The organism is Lactobacillus sp. CA30L (assembly GCF_059900845.1).
Genome location: NZ_JBWXGB010000002.1, coordinates 305,026 through 319,586, shown reverse-complemented (window position 1 = coordinate 319,586; position 14,561 = coordinate 305,026). Strand labels below are relative to the sequence as shown.

16 protein-coding genes, 1 pseudogene and 1 other annotated feature are annotated in these 14,561 nt (G+C 44.8%); of the genes and pseudogenes, 2 read left to right on the top strand and 15 right to left on the bottom strand.

Annotated features, from left to right (window positions below):
• Positions 1 to 1,187: 1,187 nt before the first annotated feature.
• Both AC2JF8_RS04095 and AC2JF8_RS04090 read right to left on the bottom strand, forming a co-directional pair.
• Positions 1,188 to 1,490 carry a hypothetical protein gene (locus AC2JF8_RS04095; protein ID WP_500729100.1) on the bottom strand — a complete coding sequence of 101 codons (303 nt, stop codon included), beginning with the start codon at positions 1,488 to 1,490 and terminating at the stop codon, positions 1,188 to 1,190.
• Between the two features lie 2 nt (positions 1,491 to 1,492).
• A complete protein-coding gene (locus tag AC2JF8_RS04090) occupies positions 1,493 to 2,017 on the bottom strand; it encodes a hypothetical protein (RefSeq protein WP_500761265.1) in 525 nt (174 codons plus the stop codon).
• Between the two features lie 338 nt (positions 2,018 to 2,355).
• On the opposite strand from AC2JF8_RS04090, the pseudogene AC2JF8_RS04085 reads away from it, so the two are divergent.
• A pseudogene (locus AC2JF8_RS04085) lies at positions 2,356 to 2,691 on the top strand (DDE-type integrase/transposase/recombinase); the annotation flags it as partial.
• A complete protein-coding gene (locus AC2JF8_RS04080; RefSeq protein ID WP_500761285.1) occupies positions 2,652 to 2,744 on the top strand; it encodes an IS3 family transposase in 93 nt (30 codons plus the stop codon). The pseudogene AC2JF8_RS04085 and the gene AC2JF8_RS04080, both read left to right, overlap by 40 nt.
• A 179-nt stretch (positions 2,745 to 2,923) precedes the next feature.
• Here the strand turns inward: AC2JF8_RS04080 and AC2JF8_RS04075 are convergent, their stop codons facing one another.
• The 13 genes from AC2JF8_RS04075 to AC2JF8_RS04015 all read right to left on the bottom strand — a co-directional run bounded on the left by AC2JF8_RS04075 (position 2,924) and on the right by AC2JF8_RS04015 (position 14,477).
• Positions 2,924 to 3,985 (bottom strand): C40 family peptidase, encoded by a 1,062-nt coding sequence (locus AC2JF8_RS04075; RefSeq protein ID WP_500729102.1) that lies wholly within the window; start codon positions 3,983 to 3,985, stop codon positions 2,924 to 2,926.
• A gap of 49 nt (positions 3,986 to 4,034) precedes the next feature.
• Complete coding sequence (locus AC2JF8_RS04070) at positions 4,035 to 4,967, bottom strand: C39 family peptidase (RefSeq protein WP_500761263.1); 933 nt, start codon at positions 4,965 to 4,967, stop codon at positions 4,035 to 4,037.
• A gap of 183 nt (positions 4,968 to 5,150) precedes the next feature.
• Positions 5,151 to 5,891, bottom strand: coding sequence for a hypothetical protein (locus AC2JF8_RS04065; protein ID WP_500761261.1), 741 nt, complete (start codon positions 5,889 to 5,891; stop codon positions 5,151 to 5,153).
• Between the two features lie 199 nt (positions 5,892 to 6,090).
• Complete coding sequence (locus AC2JF8_RS04060; protein WP_500761259.1) at positions 6,091 to 7,020, bottom strand: SLAP domain-containing protein; 930 nt, start codon at positions 7,018 to 7,020, stop codon at positions 6,091 to 6,093.
• 172 nt (positions 7,021 to 7,192) lie between these two features.
• Positions 7,193 to 8,209, bottom strand: a complete 1,017-nt coding sequence (locus tag AC2JF8_RS04055) for a D-alanyl-D-alanine carboxypeptidase family protein (RefSeq protein ID WP_500761257.1) — start codon at positions 8,207 to 8,209, stop codon at positions 7,193 to 7,195.
• Positions 8,210 to 8,343: 134 nt separating this feature from the next.
• A complete protein-coding gene (rplL, locus tag AC2JF8_RS04050) occupies positions 8,344 to 8,709 on the bottom strand; it encodes a 50S ribosomal protein L7/L12 (protein WP_500729107.1) in 366 nt (121 codons plus the stop codon).
• Positions 8,710 to 8,758: 49 nt separating this feature from the next.
• Positions 8,759 to 9,268, bottom strand: a complete 510-nt coding sequence (rplJ, locus tag AC2JF8_RS04045; protein ID WP_500729108.1) for a 50S ribosomal protein L10 — start codon at positions 9,266 to 9,268, stop codon at positions 8,759 to 8,761.
• 33 nt (positions 9,269 to 9,301) lie between these two features.
• Positions 9,302 to 9,427, bottom strand: a sequence feature (ribosomal protein L10 leader region).
• A gap of 33 nt (positions 9,428 to 9,460) precedes the next feature.
• A complete protein-coding gene (phoU, locus tag AC2JF8_RS04040; protein ID WP_500729109.1) occupies positions 9,461 to 10,129 on the bottom strand; it encodes a phosphate signaling complex protein PhoU in 669 nt (222 codons plus the stop codon).
• 15 nt (positions 10,130 to 10,144) lie between these two features.
• Positions 10,145 to 10,900, bottom strand: a complete 756-nt coding sequence (gene pstB / locus AC2JF8_RS04035) for a phosphate ABC transporter ATP-binding protein PstB (RefSeq protein ID WP_500729110.1) — start codon at positions 10,898 to 10,900, stop codon at positions 10,145 to 10,147.
• Between the two features lie 10 nt (positions 10,901 to 10,910).
• Positions 10,911 to 11,711: a phosphate ABC transporter ATP-binding protein PstB gene (gene pstB, locus AC2JF8_RS04030; protein WP_500729111.1), complete on the bottom strand. Its 801-nt coding sequence runs from the start codon at positions 11,709 to 11,711 to the stop codon at positions 10,911 to 10,913.
• Between the two features lie 9 nt (positions 11,712 to 11,720).
• On the bottom strand, positions 11,721 to 12,614 hold the full coding sequence (pstA, locus tag AC2JF8_RS04025) for a phosphate ABC transporter permease PstA (protein WP_500729112.1): 894 nt from the start codon (positions 12,612 to 12,614) through the stop codon (positions 11,721 to 11,723).
• Between the two features lie 6 nt (positions 12,615 to 12,620).
• Positions 12,621 to 13,613 carry a phosphate ABC transporter permease subunit PstC gene (gene pstC, locus AC2JF8_RS04020; protein ID WP_500761255.1) on the bottom strand — a complete coding sequence of 331 codons (993 nt, stop codon included), beginning with the start codon at positions 13,611 to 13,613 and terminating at the stop codon, positions 12,621 to 12,623.
• A complete protein-coding gene (locus AC2JF8_RS04015) occupies positions 13,614 to 14,477 on the bottom strand; it encodes a phosphate ABC transporter substrate-binding protein (protein ID WP_500729235.1) in 864 nt (287 codons plus the stop codon).
• Between the last annotated feature and the right edge of the window lie 84 nt (positions 14,478 to 14,561).

Genomic DNA, 14,561 nt, shown 5'->3' with positions numbered 1-14,561 from the left:
ACCTAGGTTTAATGCTTATGACCATGAACTTGAGTAAATATTGGCACCGGAAGTGGCCCCAAGGGGCAGCTGGGACCATCAACCGCAATTCAGTAGAGACAAAAAGCAGGCAAATCACTAAAAAGTGATTTGCCTGCTTTAGTTTATTAAGTCAAAGGATCTAGTTTTTTCCCAGACTCTTTTAAAGTAGGTAAATAAAAAATGATTTAAGAGCTAGTTTTCATACTCGTTAATCGTTAACCCAACATAAGTCCTAGACCAAGTGTGTCAGTCCTTTCCATGACGATGATGCCTGGCTGCCCGAGCACCTAGCCTATGAAGAGTTTAGTGGGGACTGTCGCACAACAATCAGTATTTAAAGGACCAATCGACGTTGGAAAAATCGTGACTGATGGTTTGCGGCTTGATTCAATATCGAAAAAGTCCTACAACTTCATGTAGGACCTAAAAGATAAAGATAATAAACAAATACGAACTTGTTTCAAAATTACGCTGGCAAATCTAGGTTATCTGCCAGGTCTACTCAATGCCATTCAATATCAAGAGTCTAACGGCTGTTTGGAAGGAATCAGTCGCAAGATCAAGCGCACGACCTAAGGCTACCGCAACTTTATATATTTAGTAGCCCGTATTAGGCTGGAAAAAATCAAACCTGGAATCAAGCAAAAGGCATCAAGCTACTTAGTAGCCTGATGCCTAATCAAAATTCCACTTATCTATTTGTACGAAGGATTTCTAAAAATAATTTTTATTGAATTCAATAGCTGCAGTGAGTAATAGATCTTTCTCTTTATAAGGCGAGGACATTATATTAAATCATCTTTCAAAAAAATAAGGAACTCCACAAAGAGTTCCTTTTAATTAACGATAATGAGTGTTTTATGTTGGCTTGAGGTGTTCACACACAACCCTATGAAGACTCCTTAAGCCAGTGCAATTAAGTCCAACCCACCAACTTAAGTTGTAACGTCTAACAGATACTCAAGTTACCTGTTATTATACATATTTTATAATATAATTTTTGTAAAAACAAGAAAAATAAAAAAGGAAAGAATTTCTCCGATCGAGTGTACTCTGATGAACCAAAACTCAAAAACTTTAGGGGTAGCTGTTTTTTCAAAATACTCTAGGCAAATAAAAGAAGCCATTTTAAAGTGACTTCTTTAACTCTAGTGATAGATAATCTATCAAATATTATTAGAATTTATATGTTCACGTGTCAATCTTGCAGCCTCTGAAAGATCAAGTCCATAATCAGTTATTGAAATTTCGTATTCAAAAGCATGAATTTCATCAACATCTTTTGCCTTACCATAATTAAAAAAGGCACCAAGCGTTCCACATAAATGTAAAATGTTAGAGAGACTTTCATTAGAATACACAACGATAAAAATACTATTTTTATACGATTTTTCAATTCTATATTCAAAAGCATTTTTAATACTTGTTTTTATGACAAGCATTAAATCTTCTAGTTTCTTTTCGTTCATTACTAAAAACTTGCTGTGGGTTCCAAAACTACTGCGGAGACGGGTAATATATTAGAAGAGGCCCTTCCTGTTAAAACTACATATCCATGACTATTATTAACATTAGGAATAGTCACTTGTTTTGTCCATGCATTATTAAGAATCCCTAACCCGCCTCTAACGATTGAAATATTTCTTACTTTTCCATTATTGTAATGAGCATGCAAGTCCAAGTCTAGTCTGAAAGACGCAAAATCAGGGTCCGTCATTTTTATGTAAATGTAAAAAGTTCTACCCGATACACGCGTTACTTTAGATATGCCTGCGTTACCCGTTATTGTTGAACGAGTTAGGTTACTAATCGAACTCATTGATTTAATATTTTCGTCAAAATTTAAGTAAGGTGTATTATTTTGTTGTTCAGTGTTATCTTGAAAATTATCTGGTGTATCAGTATTTGCACTAACGCTCTTACTATTCAAAGCAAGAGAAAAAGTTATTAATCCTAGTGCGATAAAAGACAAAAACCATTTGTTATACTTTCTCATAATATTAACCTACATGATATCAATATAAATAATAAATTTTTATCATTATATCACAAAATGATTAATATACTACACGATAATTCATTTAATAAAAAATATTTCACTTTAATAGCATAATCAACTCTATTACGGACCGGTATTGTAATTAAATGAAAGCTCAGACTGAATATTGAACAAATCACCTAAAAAACCAGTTAAGTATACCACCCTTTACTGTCGCTAATTAAAGTTGTTAAAAGGCGTAATCCTGGCTTTGGCTCTCTGCTCATAATCGACACGTTAAAAATCAAGTACGGCCTGCAGGTGAATCATAACCCTTTAAAAATCTTTACAGCGGTGAAATCATCAGCTACACGATCAGCCAGCGGCCGCAGACCAAGTATGTTCTGGACGGACTCAAGCAGGTTTTGACCATCCGGCCTAAATTGCCTTACCGCATGACGATTCATAGCGACCAGGGCATTCAATACCAGTCCAAAGTATATTCTCAGACCCTAAAGCAGCACCACGTTTTTCAAAGCATGTCGCGGCAAGCAGCCTGCGAGAGCCTCTTTCACATCATAAAGGTTGAGCTAGACTACTACACTTATACTTATCCTACTAAGAAGCGCTGCAGGAAGCCATGGAAAAGTGGATCAAATACTGGAATCAAACTAGAATCAGGCACACGCTAAAAGGTCGCACCCCGATTGAATATCGGAATACGGCCTTAGCAAACATGAATTAATGTTAACGTCCAATTCTAGGGGTTAACTTCATCTAGTACCACTCAACGTCCCTTTTGAATATATTAAACTATCATCGATTTATATTTTAATAACATATATCTGACTGCAGTATCTCTTTCAAACTTTAAAAGACATAAATTATCTAGTCATAAGATTAATTATCTAACTAATTTTGCTATTAAGACATTTCATGTATTCCTACGGCTTTAGTTAGCGGAAAAACGCGTTTAGCATAGTAGTATTTACGAAAATTAGCGGGCCACACGGACACGCCTGCAGCTGGCCATGAATGTAGAACCTTATTGTGGCCAAGGTAAATCCCCACGTGGTAACATGCTTTCTTAGGCCTGCCATAAAAGATCAAATCCCCTTGACGTAGCTTTTTCAAGCTGACAGTTTGTAGAGTTGGACTTTGAACAAACGAACGACAACCCCATTCGTGGGTTGCATGCCAACGTGGATTAGCAGGTGACGGATCGATGCCCGTAGCATACATACACTGCATCACAAGGCCAGAACAGTCTACTGAGGTGCCAGGCTCCTTGGTAGTAAAGTCCACCCAGGCCGTTCTAGCGTTTTTATATTGAAAGCCGCGTTTGAGAAAGGCTCTAATATAATCACTTCGCGTTGAGGCGTAATTCAATGTCTGATCAAGCGGACTAGCATAATAACCCTTAATGTGCAGACTAGTCATATGCGGCTGACGGAACATCTGCGGAATTTGGTAACGTCTGACTGTTTTAATTGCAATTTTATCACTGGTAGCAGCTAACGCAGTTGACGTGCTTGGCACATAAAGACGCCACGTACTATGTAAATGGTGGTACCAGACAGCTGGATATGTCACCGTAAAGTTACCTTTATCGTCAGTAACATACTTTTTCATTATAATGTACTTCTTGCCGTTCCACTTTTGTAAAAAAACTGGTCTTTTTTCTGCACTGTTTAAAGCTACTCGATCAAGAATTTGATCTCCTGCAGTCCACTTATACTTAGTATAGAGACCTTTAAAAATTGTTTTGGTTTTTGTTGATTGTGCAGGTAAAGTTACTTCGCTAAGTTGCACCTGTCGGTTTACATCATTACTAGTTTTGCTTGTTTTAGATTGCTCATTAGGTAGCACCTCCATCTCAGTACTTGGTACTTGGTTTGTAGTAGCTGCTACAGCTGCAGATGAGCCCATAGTAGCCATTAAGGCGATAGCTACAATGCTAGCTAACACTTGCTTTTGATATTTCATATTGTTTCTTTCTCCTTCAACAGGTTGTTATCCTTTAAATCTTAACTATTCAGTAACTTAAAGCTCTGCATCCATCACGACGCCAGTGCCTAACAAAGTTTTTGTTGCTCATCGAGGAGGGATGACCAGTCCATGGATCATTGTATAAAAGCACGTTGTGGTGGTACCCCGTTAAAGTTAGTGCATGGTTAGCCAGACCATTCATACCGCACACCCAAACAACTACCAAGTGTGAATGAAGCAGTTTTTTCTTGATTGCCGTCAAAGAACAATTGGTCATTACCTCGGCTGTACCTAGATACTTTTTGACCAGACTCTTCAGGCCAGCAGGTGCAATCCAGTAACCGGCGGGATATTCTTTATAAGGCGAGCCGACAAAACCTTTATTGGGATCTTTGCTACGAGGGGTCTCATTGGCAATCTGGAGCTTAGACACTTTATGCCCCGCAAAGTTGATCATCATTGCAGTCGCAGTCATTTCACATCCAGTTGGCAATTCAGGTTTCTGCGATATACATTTGACCTTGTTCTTAACCCCAACTACGTTACCGTTACGAATCCAATAATAAGCCTTCTTAGTGACGATTGACTTCTCACTTCTAGGTCCGTTAGGTAAGTAATAGCTGTAAGAGGATTTGCAAGGCGTTTTACGTAAACCAGTTAGTAAAATACCATGTTTATTAAATAAGTAGTGGTAATTCTTGATTTTTACAAGACCAGTAGCCTTCCTATTTGAACTGTAATAGTATATTTTTTTACCTGATTTTGTAATCCAGCCCTGCTTTACCATTGGTCTGGAAGGTGCTTGATTAATTGCATCACTATTAATCACATTAGACTTTCCTATGTCAGCTTGGTTTTCTTGAACCGCATTATTTTGGTGGTCAGTCAAATCGGAGTTTGCTGCCTTTACTTGATCAATACTCTGGGTTGCCAACAACGCCGAAATAAATACAATTATAAATAGCCGCTTTTTATTCATTGTTTATCCATAAATCCATAATATAAATTATTCTTTATTATTAAATTACTCCAGTAAAATCAATTTAACAATAGTATCAACAGCAAATAGCAAAAATATTAGCTTAGAATCATTGAATTTGGTAAGCTAGTCAAAAGCAAAATGAGATTTTGGTCAATATTCTGACTGCAATTTTCAAATTTGTTAATTTTTATATCCTTGGTAAGTGACATGGGCCTTAACGCGACCCTGTGCTAATTTTTTAATTTTCACCTGCACAATGGCCTTGTGGTAACCATAATCCTCAAATTCAGGTTCATTGTCTTCAATTGCGTCAAGATCACTCTCAAAGGTATCAGATGTGTCCAAGATGGTTGGACCACTATTGAAATCACGGTGGTGCTTGGCCTTATGATAACCGGCCACCGTGCCGTTGCGGTGACCAATGCGACTAAGCCGTTTATAGATACCCTTGCGCAGTTTTGCAGACGTCAATTTTATTCTTTTGACCTTGATCTTTTGCTTATTTTTATAAGTGACACCATCAGCATCTTCACCAATGTAATGCTTCCCGTCAATCTTATATTTGGCGTGCCAGTCAAGTAATGATATTGCTGAAACCTTATATTGCGCACCACGAGGTACTCGCTTAATAGCTTTTCCTCTATTGTTAAAAAGCGTCCCGCTGTGTTGAGTTACCATAAAGCAGTTAACCGGTATCCATTCATCAACAATTAACCAGTTATGCTTCTTAAATATTCTATTTACCAACGCATTGTGGTAGGCAAACTTGCTAGCATGCGGACGCTCCACATAAGTATAAGCCTCAACTTTTTGTCCTAAGCCTCCAATTATAGCAGCACTTGCCAATCCAATAAGTGCGGTAACAATCAGCACCTTACTAAATAATCTGTTTAGCCAAGTAGACTTTCCTTTTTTTTGCACTATCTAGTCCTCCAATTATAAATTAAAAATATCACCATTAAATTTAATTTCTAATTCGGTGATTCAGCAATCCCTAGTCTGATAATTCCAGTCAGAACATCCGAATGAAATCCTTAACTCGCCATCCCGTCCATTTGTTCTAGCACACAAAAACAAGCCCGCGGCAAAGCAGAGCTTGTCTTACTTAATCACATTTTTCTTAATATGTTGCACCGACAGCTGAATAAACCTGCCCCTTACCGGCAACCACAACGGCGCCCAGGCCAATTGTCTTGTCCTGCGGATTAAGCAGAATGTCACGGTGGCCCCAGTTGGAAGCAGCGTCATTATAGATGTATTCGTAGAGCATGTTGTCGGCAATCAAGGCACTCGAAGGGTTTTTAGCAGCTGTCAGTTCATTGGTCTTGTGGTCAACGGTCCAGCCCCATGGGAACATCGCGATGCATTCGCCGAGACCATTAAAGGAAATACCGGCCTGCTTATAGTAGTCTTCCAAGATGAAATTACTTGACTTGCCGTTGTGACTAAAGTTAGCCGGGAGCAGCTTAGTCCTCTCCTGCGTTACTTCGTCGTAATGCGTGTCTGCTGTTACCGGGGTCAAACCACGCTTTGTGCGTTCATCGTTCAAGACCTTTAAAAATTCCTGTCTGAATTCACTAAGCGAAAAGTCAGCAATTGTGGCCTTGGCTTTCTTGGGCTCAGCCTGCTTAACCGGCGTAGCTGCTGGCTTTTGCACCCTGACCTTCTTAATCTTAATGCAATTTGCGGGTACAAACTTGCCTTGGATCACTAAGTAAAACTTCTTACCCCTGATTTTTTGGCTGCCGACAACCGTCAGTTTCTTACCCTTTTTCAATACGGACTTTTTAATCTTGCGACCCTTCTTGTTGTAGAAGTTGGTCTTTTTGATAACCCTGCCGCTTTTCATGCCTATGCCCGGAGCTTGGGGGGCCTGCTCATCGTAACTGACGGTCCACTTAGCAGCATCCGCCAGTGATGGCACCTTCAAGGTCGCAGCTGCGGAAATGTCCTCAGCGGCAAGCCGGTTTGCACCCCAAGACAGGCCACCGGCAAGTCCAGCCGCAGCCAGAACTCCGGCAACTAACTTGCGATATTTAAAATTCTTCATTGCTCTTTCTCCTTATAGATTGCGCACGGACGCCCCCGAGGCGCCGTCATCATCGTGCATGGCTGCAGCAAGAGCCAATCTTACCGTCAGGTCCACTAGTTTGCTTGATTTCTATTAAAGCACAACGCACAAACGCAAGCAATAAAGAAATTAATATACTCTTGATTGAGTCTTATTGCCTGTGGCGGTAGGTAAACTGCAGCAGCTTGTTGGCGTCAGTAAATTCGTCCTCGTCATCGAGCACGACAATGATGCGGCCGCTGCCTTTCCTGCTGCTCCCGACGAAGCAGTAGCCCGCACGCGGCGTCCAGCCCGTCTTCATGCCGTCGGTTTTCAGCGCTCTCACGTTATACTTGCGGCCAGGTAGCGTATTGTTATAATTGTGCAGCTGCTGTCCCGCCACGTACTTGGCGGGCGTACTAAAGTACTTCATCAGGTCCGGATAATCGCGGGCAACGTGGTAGGCAATAATTGCCAGATCCTTGGCGGACATCAGATTACCCCCATTCCACGCACCCTTGACGTAAAAGCCGTACGGTGCTAGTGCATCGTTTTCCAGACCGGAAGCGGAAACAAAGCTGGCGGACAGGTGCCACAATTTGGCCTGCTTGTTCATCATCTTAATAAACTTCTTGTTGGAGCCGGCGACCCACTGACCCAGGCGGATGGCGGAATTGTTGTCGGAGTCAATGATGGTTGATTCCATTACCTGCCTGATCGTGTACATGCGTTTTGAATGAACGCGCAGGCTGTTCAGGTTGGGATTAGAGCCCATTCGCACCAGCGCTTGTGAATACTTCACCTTCTTTTGCCAGCCCTGCGGATTTCTCGCCAATTTGCGGCGGGCCACGTAAATGGTCATTAGCTTGCCGGTTGAAGCCGTTAGATAGCGCTTTTTAGCGTTTTTGGCCAGCAAAACTTGGCCCGTTTGCCGGTCTAGCACAAGGTAGGCCTTGGCCTTGGTCTTAGGCTTCTTGGCCTGGATGTAGTCGTCATACTTGCCCACTGTTGTGGGCTGCGCGTGGCTGTACACCGGTACCTTAGTTATAGCGGGAGCGGGTTGCACGGCTGGGGTGACAATGTCTTCAGGCGGTATACCGCTGGCTGCCTTTGCCCTTGCAGCGCCACTTAGGCCGATTCCAGCAAATAGAAGGCCAATGACCAAATAAAAATATTTCTTTAACTTCAAATTTATTTCCTTTCCGGTTAGCACTTCAGACTTTAGAACACAGCTTAAAAAGCAAATCGTTCAAAAGTAAAAGGCGCAAACTCAAATCGTTGAGTTTACGCCTTTTTTATTCGCTTTGTCCAGTTGGACCGTAACTATTTTAAGGTTACAGTAGCGCCAACTTCTTCAAGCTTAGATTTAATGTCATTAGCTTCGTCTTCAGAAACGCCTTCCTTAACGTTCTTAGGAGCGCCGTCAACAAGATCCTTGGAGTCCTTAAGGCCAAGTCCAGTGATGTCACGAACAGCCTTAATAACCTTAACCTTTTCTTGGCCAGCTTCAGTTAATTCAACATCGTAAGTTGATTTAGCAGCAGCTTCGCCACCGGCAGCACCAGCTGCGGCAACAGGAGCAGCAGCTGAAACGCCAAATTCATCTTCAATTGCCTTTACCAGGTCATTCAATTCAAGAATTGAAGCACTCTTCAAGTCTTCAATAATCTTTTCAGTATCTAAAGCCATACTTATGTATCCTCCGAAATTTTAAAATTAGATATAAATTACTTTAGTTTTATTCTGCAGCTTCGTCTTTAGAATCAGCAACAGCCTTAACAGCGTATGCGACATTGCGCACTGGCGCTTGTAATACGGAAACAAGCATTGACAACAGACCTTCACGGCCAGGGATAGCAGCAAGTTCCTTGATTTCATCCTTTGAAGTCAATTTACCTTCTAACATACCACCCTTGATCTCAATGACCTCGAAGTTGTCCTCGTATTTAGAAACAATCCGGGCTGGCTCCGTAATATCATCAGCGTTGTCAGTGTAAATAACAGCAGTCGGACCAACAAAAGTATCATTAAGTCCTTCAATGCCAGCCTTAGCAGCAGCACGTCTTAAGTATGTGTTCTTAACAACCTGCATCTTTACGTCATTGTCGCGCAGTTCCTTACGCATGTTAGTAACTTCTTCAACGGTCAAGCCCAGGTAGTTGATTACCAAGATGGCTTTTGCACCCTTAAGTTCTTCAGCAAATGCGTCAACGAACTTTTCTTTTTCAGCAATAGCAGCTTTACTCAATCAAATTCACCTCCATCAGTTTCATTAATAAATTCCATCGGACCAAAAACTCCATGCCGAGAAGGACATGGAGCATAAATCATCTTCATTATCTTCTGGCCTCGGCGGGATATTGAGGCACCATGCCACCCGAGTCTTAGGTAGAATTTACTTTGACTAGTATAACAAGACTTAGCCCCAAATGCAAGATAGTTATTTATTTTCGTCTTCAAGTAATTCAAATAATTCACCCGAAGTCTTATAGATAACCCAACTGGCTATATTAACAATGTGGTCACTAATCCGCTCGAGCAAGCGAATAATAACAAAGTAGCTGGCCGAGGCCACTGCCACCGCTGGATCCTGCTCAACGCCATCAATAATTATTTTTCTGGCCTTGTTGTAAGCCTCGTTGACTTCTGCGTGACCTTCGAGCATCCTACGCGCCGTCTCTTCGTCTTCTTGCACATAAGCGGTCAGCACCTGAATCAGCATCGTGCGTACTTCATGGGTCATGCGGGAAATAATTGTTTCGGCTTCTGGAATACGCGGGTTGCCCTTGACCCTGACCGTCTCAATAGCGATGCTGTTAGCATTCTCACCAATTCGCTCCAGGTCGGTTGTCGCCTTCAGGATGCTGATAACCACCCGGAAGTCGGTTGCAACGGGCTGCTGCAGGGCCATTAGCGCTAGCGCCTTTTTCTCAATCTTGATTGCTTCCTTGGCAACTTCCTTGTCTTCAGCAATCATTGCCTGCGCCGCTTTTTTATCGTGATCAACAAACGAACGCGTTCCCTTATCAATTAGATCATTAACCAGCACCCCTAGTTCCATAAAGCGGGTGTTCAACTTCTTTAGTTCATCTAAAAATATCTCGTGCATAATCCTACCTCTGATTTAGCCAAAACGGCCGTTAAGATAATTACTCGTCAGTTCCTTTTTGGGTGCCAAAAACATCTCTTCGGTGGGGCCCGCTTCGATCAGGTCGCCATTCATCAAAAAAGCCACCTGGTCAGCAACCCGGCTGGCCTGCTGCAGGTTGTGCGTTACCATGATGAAAGTATACTTTTGCTTCAAGCCCATTAGCGTTTCCTCAATTTCCGCACTTGAAATCGGATCAAGCGCCGAAGTGGGTTCATCAAGCAGAACCACCTCCGGCCTGATTGCAAGGGCGCGCGCAATGCAAATACGCTGCTGCTGGCCCCCAGAAAAAGCCAGGGCATTGCGCTGCAGCGCATCCTTGGTTTCCGCCCAGATAGCGGCCTGCTGCAGGCTCTCCTCAACGCGCTGCTCAATCAGTTCCTTGTCCTTGACGCCGGCAACGCGCAGTCCGTAGGCCACATTGTCAAAAACAGAAAACGGGAAGGGCGTCGGTTGTTGAAAGACCATGCCGACGTGCTTGCGCAAGGCAACCAGGTCAAGATTGGAAGAATAAATATCCTTTTTTCCCAACAAGATTTTACCCGCGATCTTGATGCCGGCAATATCATCATTCATCCGGTTCAAGCAGCGCAAGAAGGTGGACTTGCCACAGCCCGACGGGCCAATTAGCGCCGTTAATTTCTGGGCGGGGAAGGCCAGGCTGATCCCGTGCAGTGCTTCAAACGTGCCGTAACTCAGTCTAACGTCTTCAGCTTCCATAATATTTTTCATCTGAGCTCCTTTAGCCAAAACTACCCTGAATGTATTTTTCCGTAATTTCACCCTGCGGATTGGTAAATATGTTGGTCGTCGTGTCATACTCAAGGGCGTGGCCCAAGTGGAAAAATGCGGTGTACTCGCTGATTCTTGAGGCCTGCTGCATGTTGTGCGTTACCATCACCATGGTGTATTTCGCGCGCAACTGCTTTAGCGTGTCCTCAAGCTTAGCGGTTGACACCGGGTCGAGTGCGCTTGCCGGTTCGTCCAAAAGCAGCACTTCAGGCTTCAAGGCGATTGCCCGCGCAATGCATAAACGCTGCTGCTGGCCGCCCGAAAGGGCCAAGGCACTCTGGTTCAGCTTGTCCTTGACCTCATCCCATAGGGCCGCCGCCCGCAAACTTTCTTCAACAATCTGATCGAGCTTGGCTTGATCTTGCTGGCCGTTGGCCTTCAATGCATAAACAATGTTTTCCCTGATCGACTTCGGGAAGGGGTTGGGTTTTTGAAAGACCATACCGATTGCCTTGCGCAGCTCGTATACGTTAACCTCTTTTTGGTTGACATTCAGATCATGAAACATGATCTTGCCGTCAACCTGCGCCACCCGATCATTCATCCGGTTCAGGCAGCGCAGGAACGTCGACTTGCCCGAACCCGAGGCCCCAATGAGTGCCGTAATCGTGTTTTTCTTAAAACCCAGACTGACGTCAAACAGTTTTTGAATCGTCCCCCCGTAAAAAACGGACAGGTCCTGTGTGTAAATTGCGCAGTCTTCTTTGCTAAACGTCTTAATGTGTCTTGCTTTTTCTTGCCAGTTTTTCATAGAACTTCCCTACTTCACTTGCGCAGCGGTCAGGCGGGTATAAACCCAGTTGCCCAGTGCCCGTGCGCCAAAGTTAAAGATAATAACCACGATCACCAATAAGGCCGATGAGGCCGCCGACACGGCATTAACGTCGGGGATAATCCCCTCAGTGTTAACCTTCCAAATGTGCACCGCCAGGGTCTCAGCCGGGCGCATCACATTCAAAAAACTGCTTGGACTAAACATGTTCCAGTTGGAATAATCAACCGTTGATCCGCTCTGTCCCGCTGTATAAATAAGCGCTGCGGCCTCACCAAAGACACGCCCGGCACTCAGAATAACGCCCGTGATGATCCCAGGCAGCGCCGCAGGCAGAACAATCCCGCGAATGGTTTTCCAATTAGATAACCCGAGTGCCCATCCGGCCTCGCGCTGGGTCTGGGGCACGCCCTTGATTGCTTCTTCGATATTGCTGGTCAAAATCGGCAGGTTGAAGAAGGTCAAGGCCAGCGCACCGGCAATAATGGAGAAGCCCAACCCAAACTGCACTACAAACAGCAGGTAGCCGAACAGCCCGACAACGATTGACGGCAGCGAACTCAAGATTTCAATCGTCGTCCTGATGAGCTGCGTTAGCCAGTTATCCTTGGCGTATTCCGCCAGGTAGATTGCCGCCCCAAGTGCAATCGGCAGCGAAATTATGAGCGTGAGCAGCAAGAGGTACAGCGAATTGAACAGCTGGTCGCGCACGCCCCCACCGGCCTCAAAGGAAGAGGCCGCCGCGGTCAAAAAGTGCCACGACAAGTGCGGCACGCCAGACGCCAGAATGTTGCCGATGATGCTAGCCAACAATAAGATGACTATTCCCACCAAGAAGTAAATGACGCCCGTAGCAATCCGGTTAGTCCTTTTTGAATTCATAATCTCCTAGCTCTTCTTTCCAATCAAGTGCACCAAAAAGTTGAACACCAACGACATTACCAAAAGCAGCAGAGCCAGCGACCACAGCGCGTTGTTGGGCAGCGTGCCCATCACGGTGTTGCCCATCTGGCTGGTCAATTGACTGGTCAAGGTGGCCGCCGGGCTAACCAGATTAGGCGGCAGCAGGACCGCATTGCCGATTGCCATCTGGACCGCAAGCGCCTCGCCGAAGGCACGTGCCATGCCAAAAATAACGGCGGTCATGATCCGTGCCCGGGCTGCGCGCAGAACAACGTGAAAGATGGTCTGCCACTGGGTCGCGCCTAGCGCGGCCGATGATTTGCGCAGTTCTTTGGGAACGGCCTTAAACGCATCGACAGTCAGCGATGTGATCGTCGGCAGCACCATGACGAACAGGATTAGCGTGGCCGTTAAAATTCCAAAACCGGTTCCCCCAAAAACAGTTCTAACCGCCGGAACAATCACACTCAGGCCCAAGAAGCCATAAACGACGGAGGGAATGCCCACCAAAAGCTCCATCGCAGCTTGGAGCAAACGGCCATACTTAGCCGCCGAATACTCGGTCATAAACAGCGCCACTGCAATCGAGAAGGGCGTCGCCAGCAAAGCAGCAAGCAGCGTAACGGCAAACGACGTAACGATCAGCGCCGCCGCGCCAACGTGGTCCTTGCCCGCAGCCGGATTCCAGTCAGACGAAAATAAAAAATGCAGGATATTGACATGGTCAGAAAAGAAGGTTGCCAGTCCCCTTGCTCCAACAAAGCCAATGATTGCAACGATTAACACACCAATCAGGGCGATTGCACAAAACGTCAGCCCCTTGCCCCAGCGTTCCTGCCGCGTTTCTTTAGAAGGCCTGGTCAAACGTGCAACGTCAATATCCCGTGGATCAATTCCCTTGAACTTGACGTGGGGAACCTTTTGCTGTGCAATTGCCTTTTCGACAACTTTTTGCAGATCTTGCTTTTTTCTTCCCATTTACTTACCTATTTTTGTAACTCGATTATGACTGTCACGGGTAACCTGCATTTCACCGATGCTCAGGTACCCGATCTTAGGAACTAGTTCCTTTTGTACTTTTGCGCTTAACACGTATTTAATGAAGGCCGCCGTCGCTTTATTGGGCTTGCCCTTCGTGTACATGTGCTCATAGGACCAGAGCCGCCACTTGTTGGTGGGAATGTTCTGGTTCACAGGCTGCACGTGATCGATGGCGAGCTTCTGAATGTGCGGATCATTGGCATAGGGAAAAGAAATATACGAGATTGTCCCCGGCGTCGAACTGACAATCTTCTTAACCGTCCCGTTAGAATCCTGTTCCTGCGAATTGACCGCGTCCCTGCCCTTCAAGATGATATCTTCAAAACTCGTTCTGGTGCCACTGCCCCGCGAACGGTTGATAACAATTATTGGCAGGTCCTTGCCGCCGACCTCGCGCCAGTTCTTGACCTTGCCGGTATAGATTGCAGCCAGCTGGGCCGTTGACAGGTTCTTAACGCCTACGCCCTTATTGGCAATCGGAACAATTCCGACAACCGCGACGGGGTAATCGGCAAGTTTACCCGCATCAATGCCCTTCTGGGTTTCCGCAAAAACGTCGGACGTGCCGACTTCAACCGCCCCGGCCTGCACCTGGCTAAGTCCCGTGCCTGAGCCGCCGCCCTGGACAATAATGTTGCTGTCCAGGTGGGACAGGTGGTAGTCACTTGCTGCCTGCTCGATTAGGGGCTGCAGGGCACTTGAGCCCACAATAGTGATCTTTTTTTGATTTTTGCTGCACCCAGCTAGTAGCGGCACCAGCAAAAGACCGACTAACAGCTTAACCCAGTTATTTTTGCACATCATAATTCCTCAACAAGACAATTAAATTAGCTCTAGTTTACCAAACATTGCACCAGCGATAAACCATAAACTTTCTGAAGACAA

Bases quoted from the DNA above. Each gene is read 5' to 3' on its own strand.
- AC2JF8_RS04015 (WP_500729235.1), bottom strand. From the start codon at position 14,477: ATGTGCAAAAATAACTGGGTTAAGCTGTTAGTCGGTCTTTTGCTGGTG.
- AC2JF8_RS04075 (WP_500729102.1), bottom strand. From the start codon at position 3,985: ATGAAATATCAAAAGCAAGTGTTAGCTAGCATTGTAGCTATCGCCTTA.
- phoU (WP_500729109.1), bottom strand. From the start codon at position 10,129: ATGCACGAGATATTTTTAGATGAACTAAAGAAGTTGAACACCCGCTTT.
- AC2JF8_RS04060 (WP_500761259.1), bottom strand. From the start codon at position 7,020: ATGAAGAATTTTAAATATCGCAAGTTAGTTGCCGGAGTTCTGGCTGCG.
- rplL (WP_500729107.1), bottom strand. From the start codon at position 8,709: ATGGCTTTAGATACTGAAAAGATTATTGAAGACTTGAAGAGTGCTTCA.
- pstB (WP_500729111.1), bottom strand. From the start codon at position 11,711: ATGAAAAACTGGCAAGAAAAAGCAAGACACATTAAGACGTTTAGCAAA.
- pstC (WP_500761255.1), bottom strand. From the start codon at position 13,613: ATGGGAAGAAAAAAGCAAGATCTGCAAAAAGTTGTCGAAAAGGCAATT.
- pstA (WP_500729112.1), bottom strand. From the start codon at position 12,614: ATGAATTCAAAAAGGACTAACCGGATTGCTACGGGCGTCATTTACTTC.
- AC2JF8_RS04095 (WP_500729100.1), bottom strand. From the start codon at position 1,490: ATGAACGAAAAGAAACTAGAAGATTTAATGCTTGTCATAAAAACAAGT.
- AC2JF8_RS04090 (WP_500761265.1), bottom strand. From the start codon at position 2,017: ATGAGAAAGTATAACAAATGGTTTTTGTCTTTTATCGCACTAGGATTA.
- AC2JF8_RS04070 (WP_500761263.1), bottom strand. From the start codon at position 4,967: ATGAATAAAAAGCGGCTATTTATAATTGTATTTATTTCGGCGTTGTTG.
- pstB (WP_500729110.1), bottom strand. From the start codon at position 10,900: ATGAAAAATATTATGGAAGCTGAAGACGTTAGACTGAGTTACGGCACG.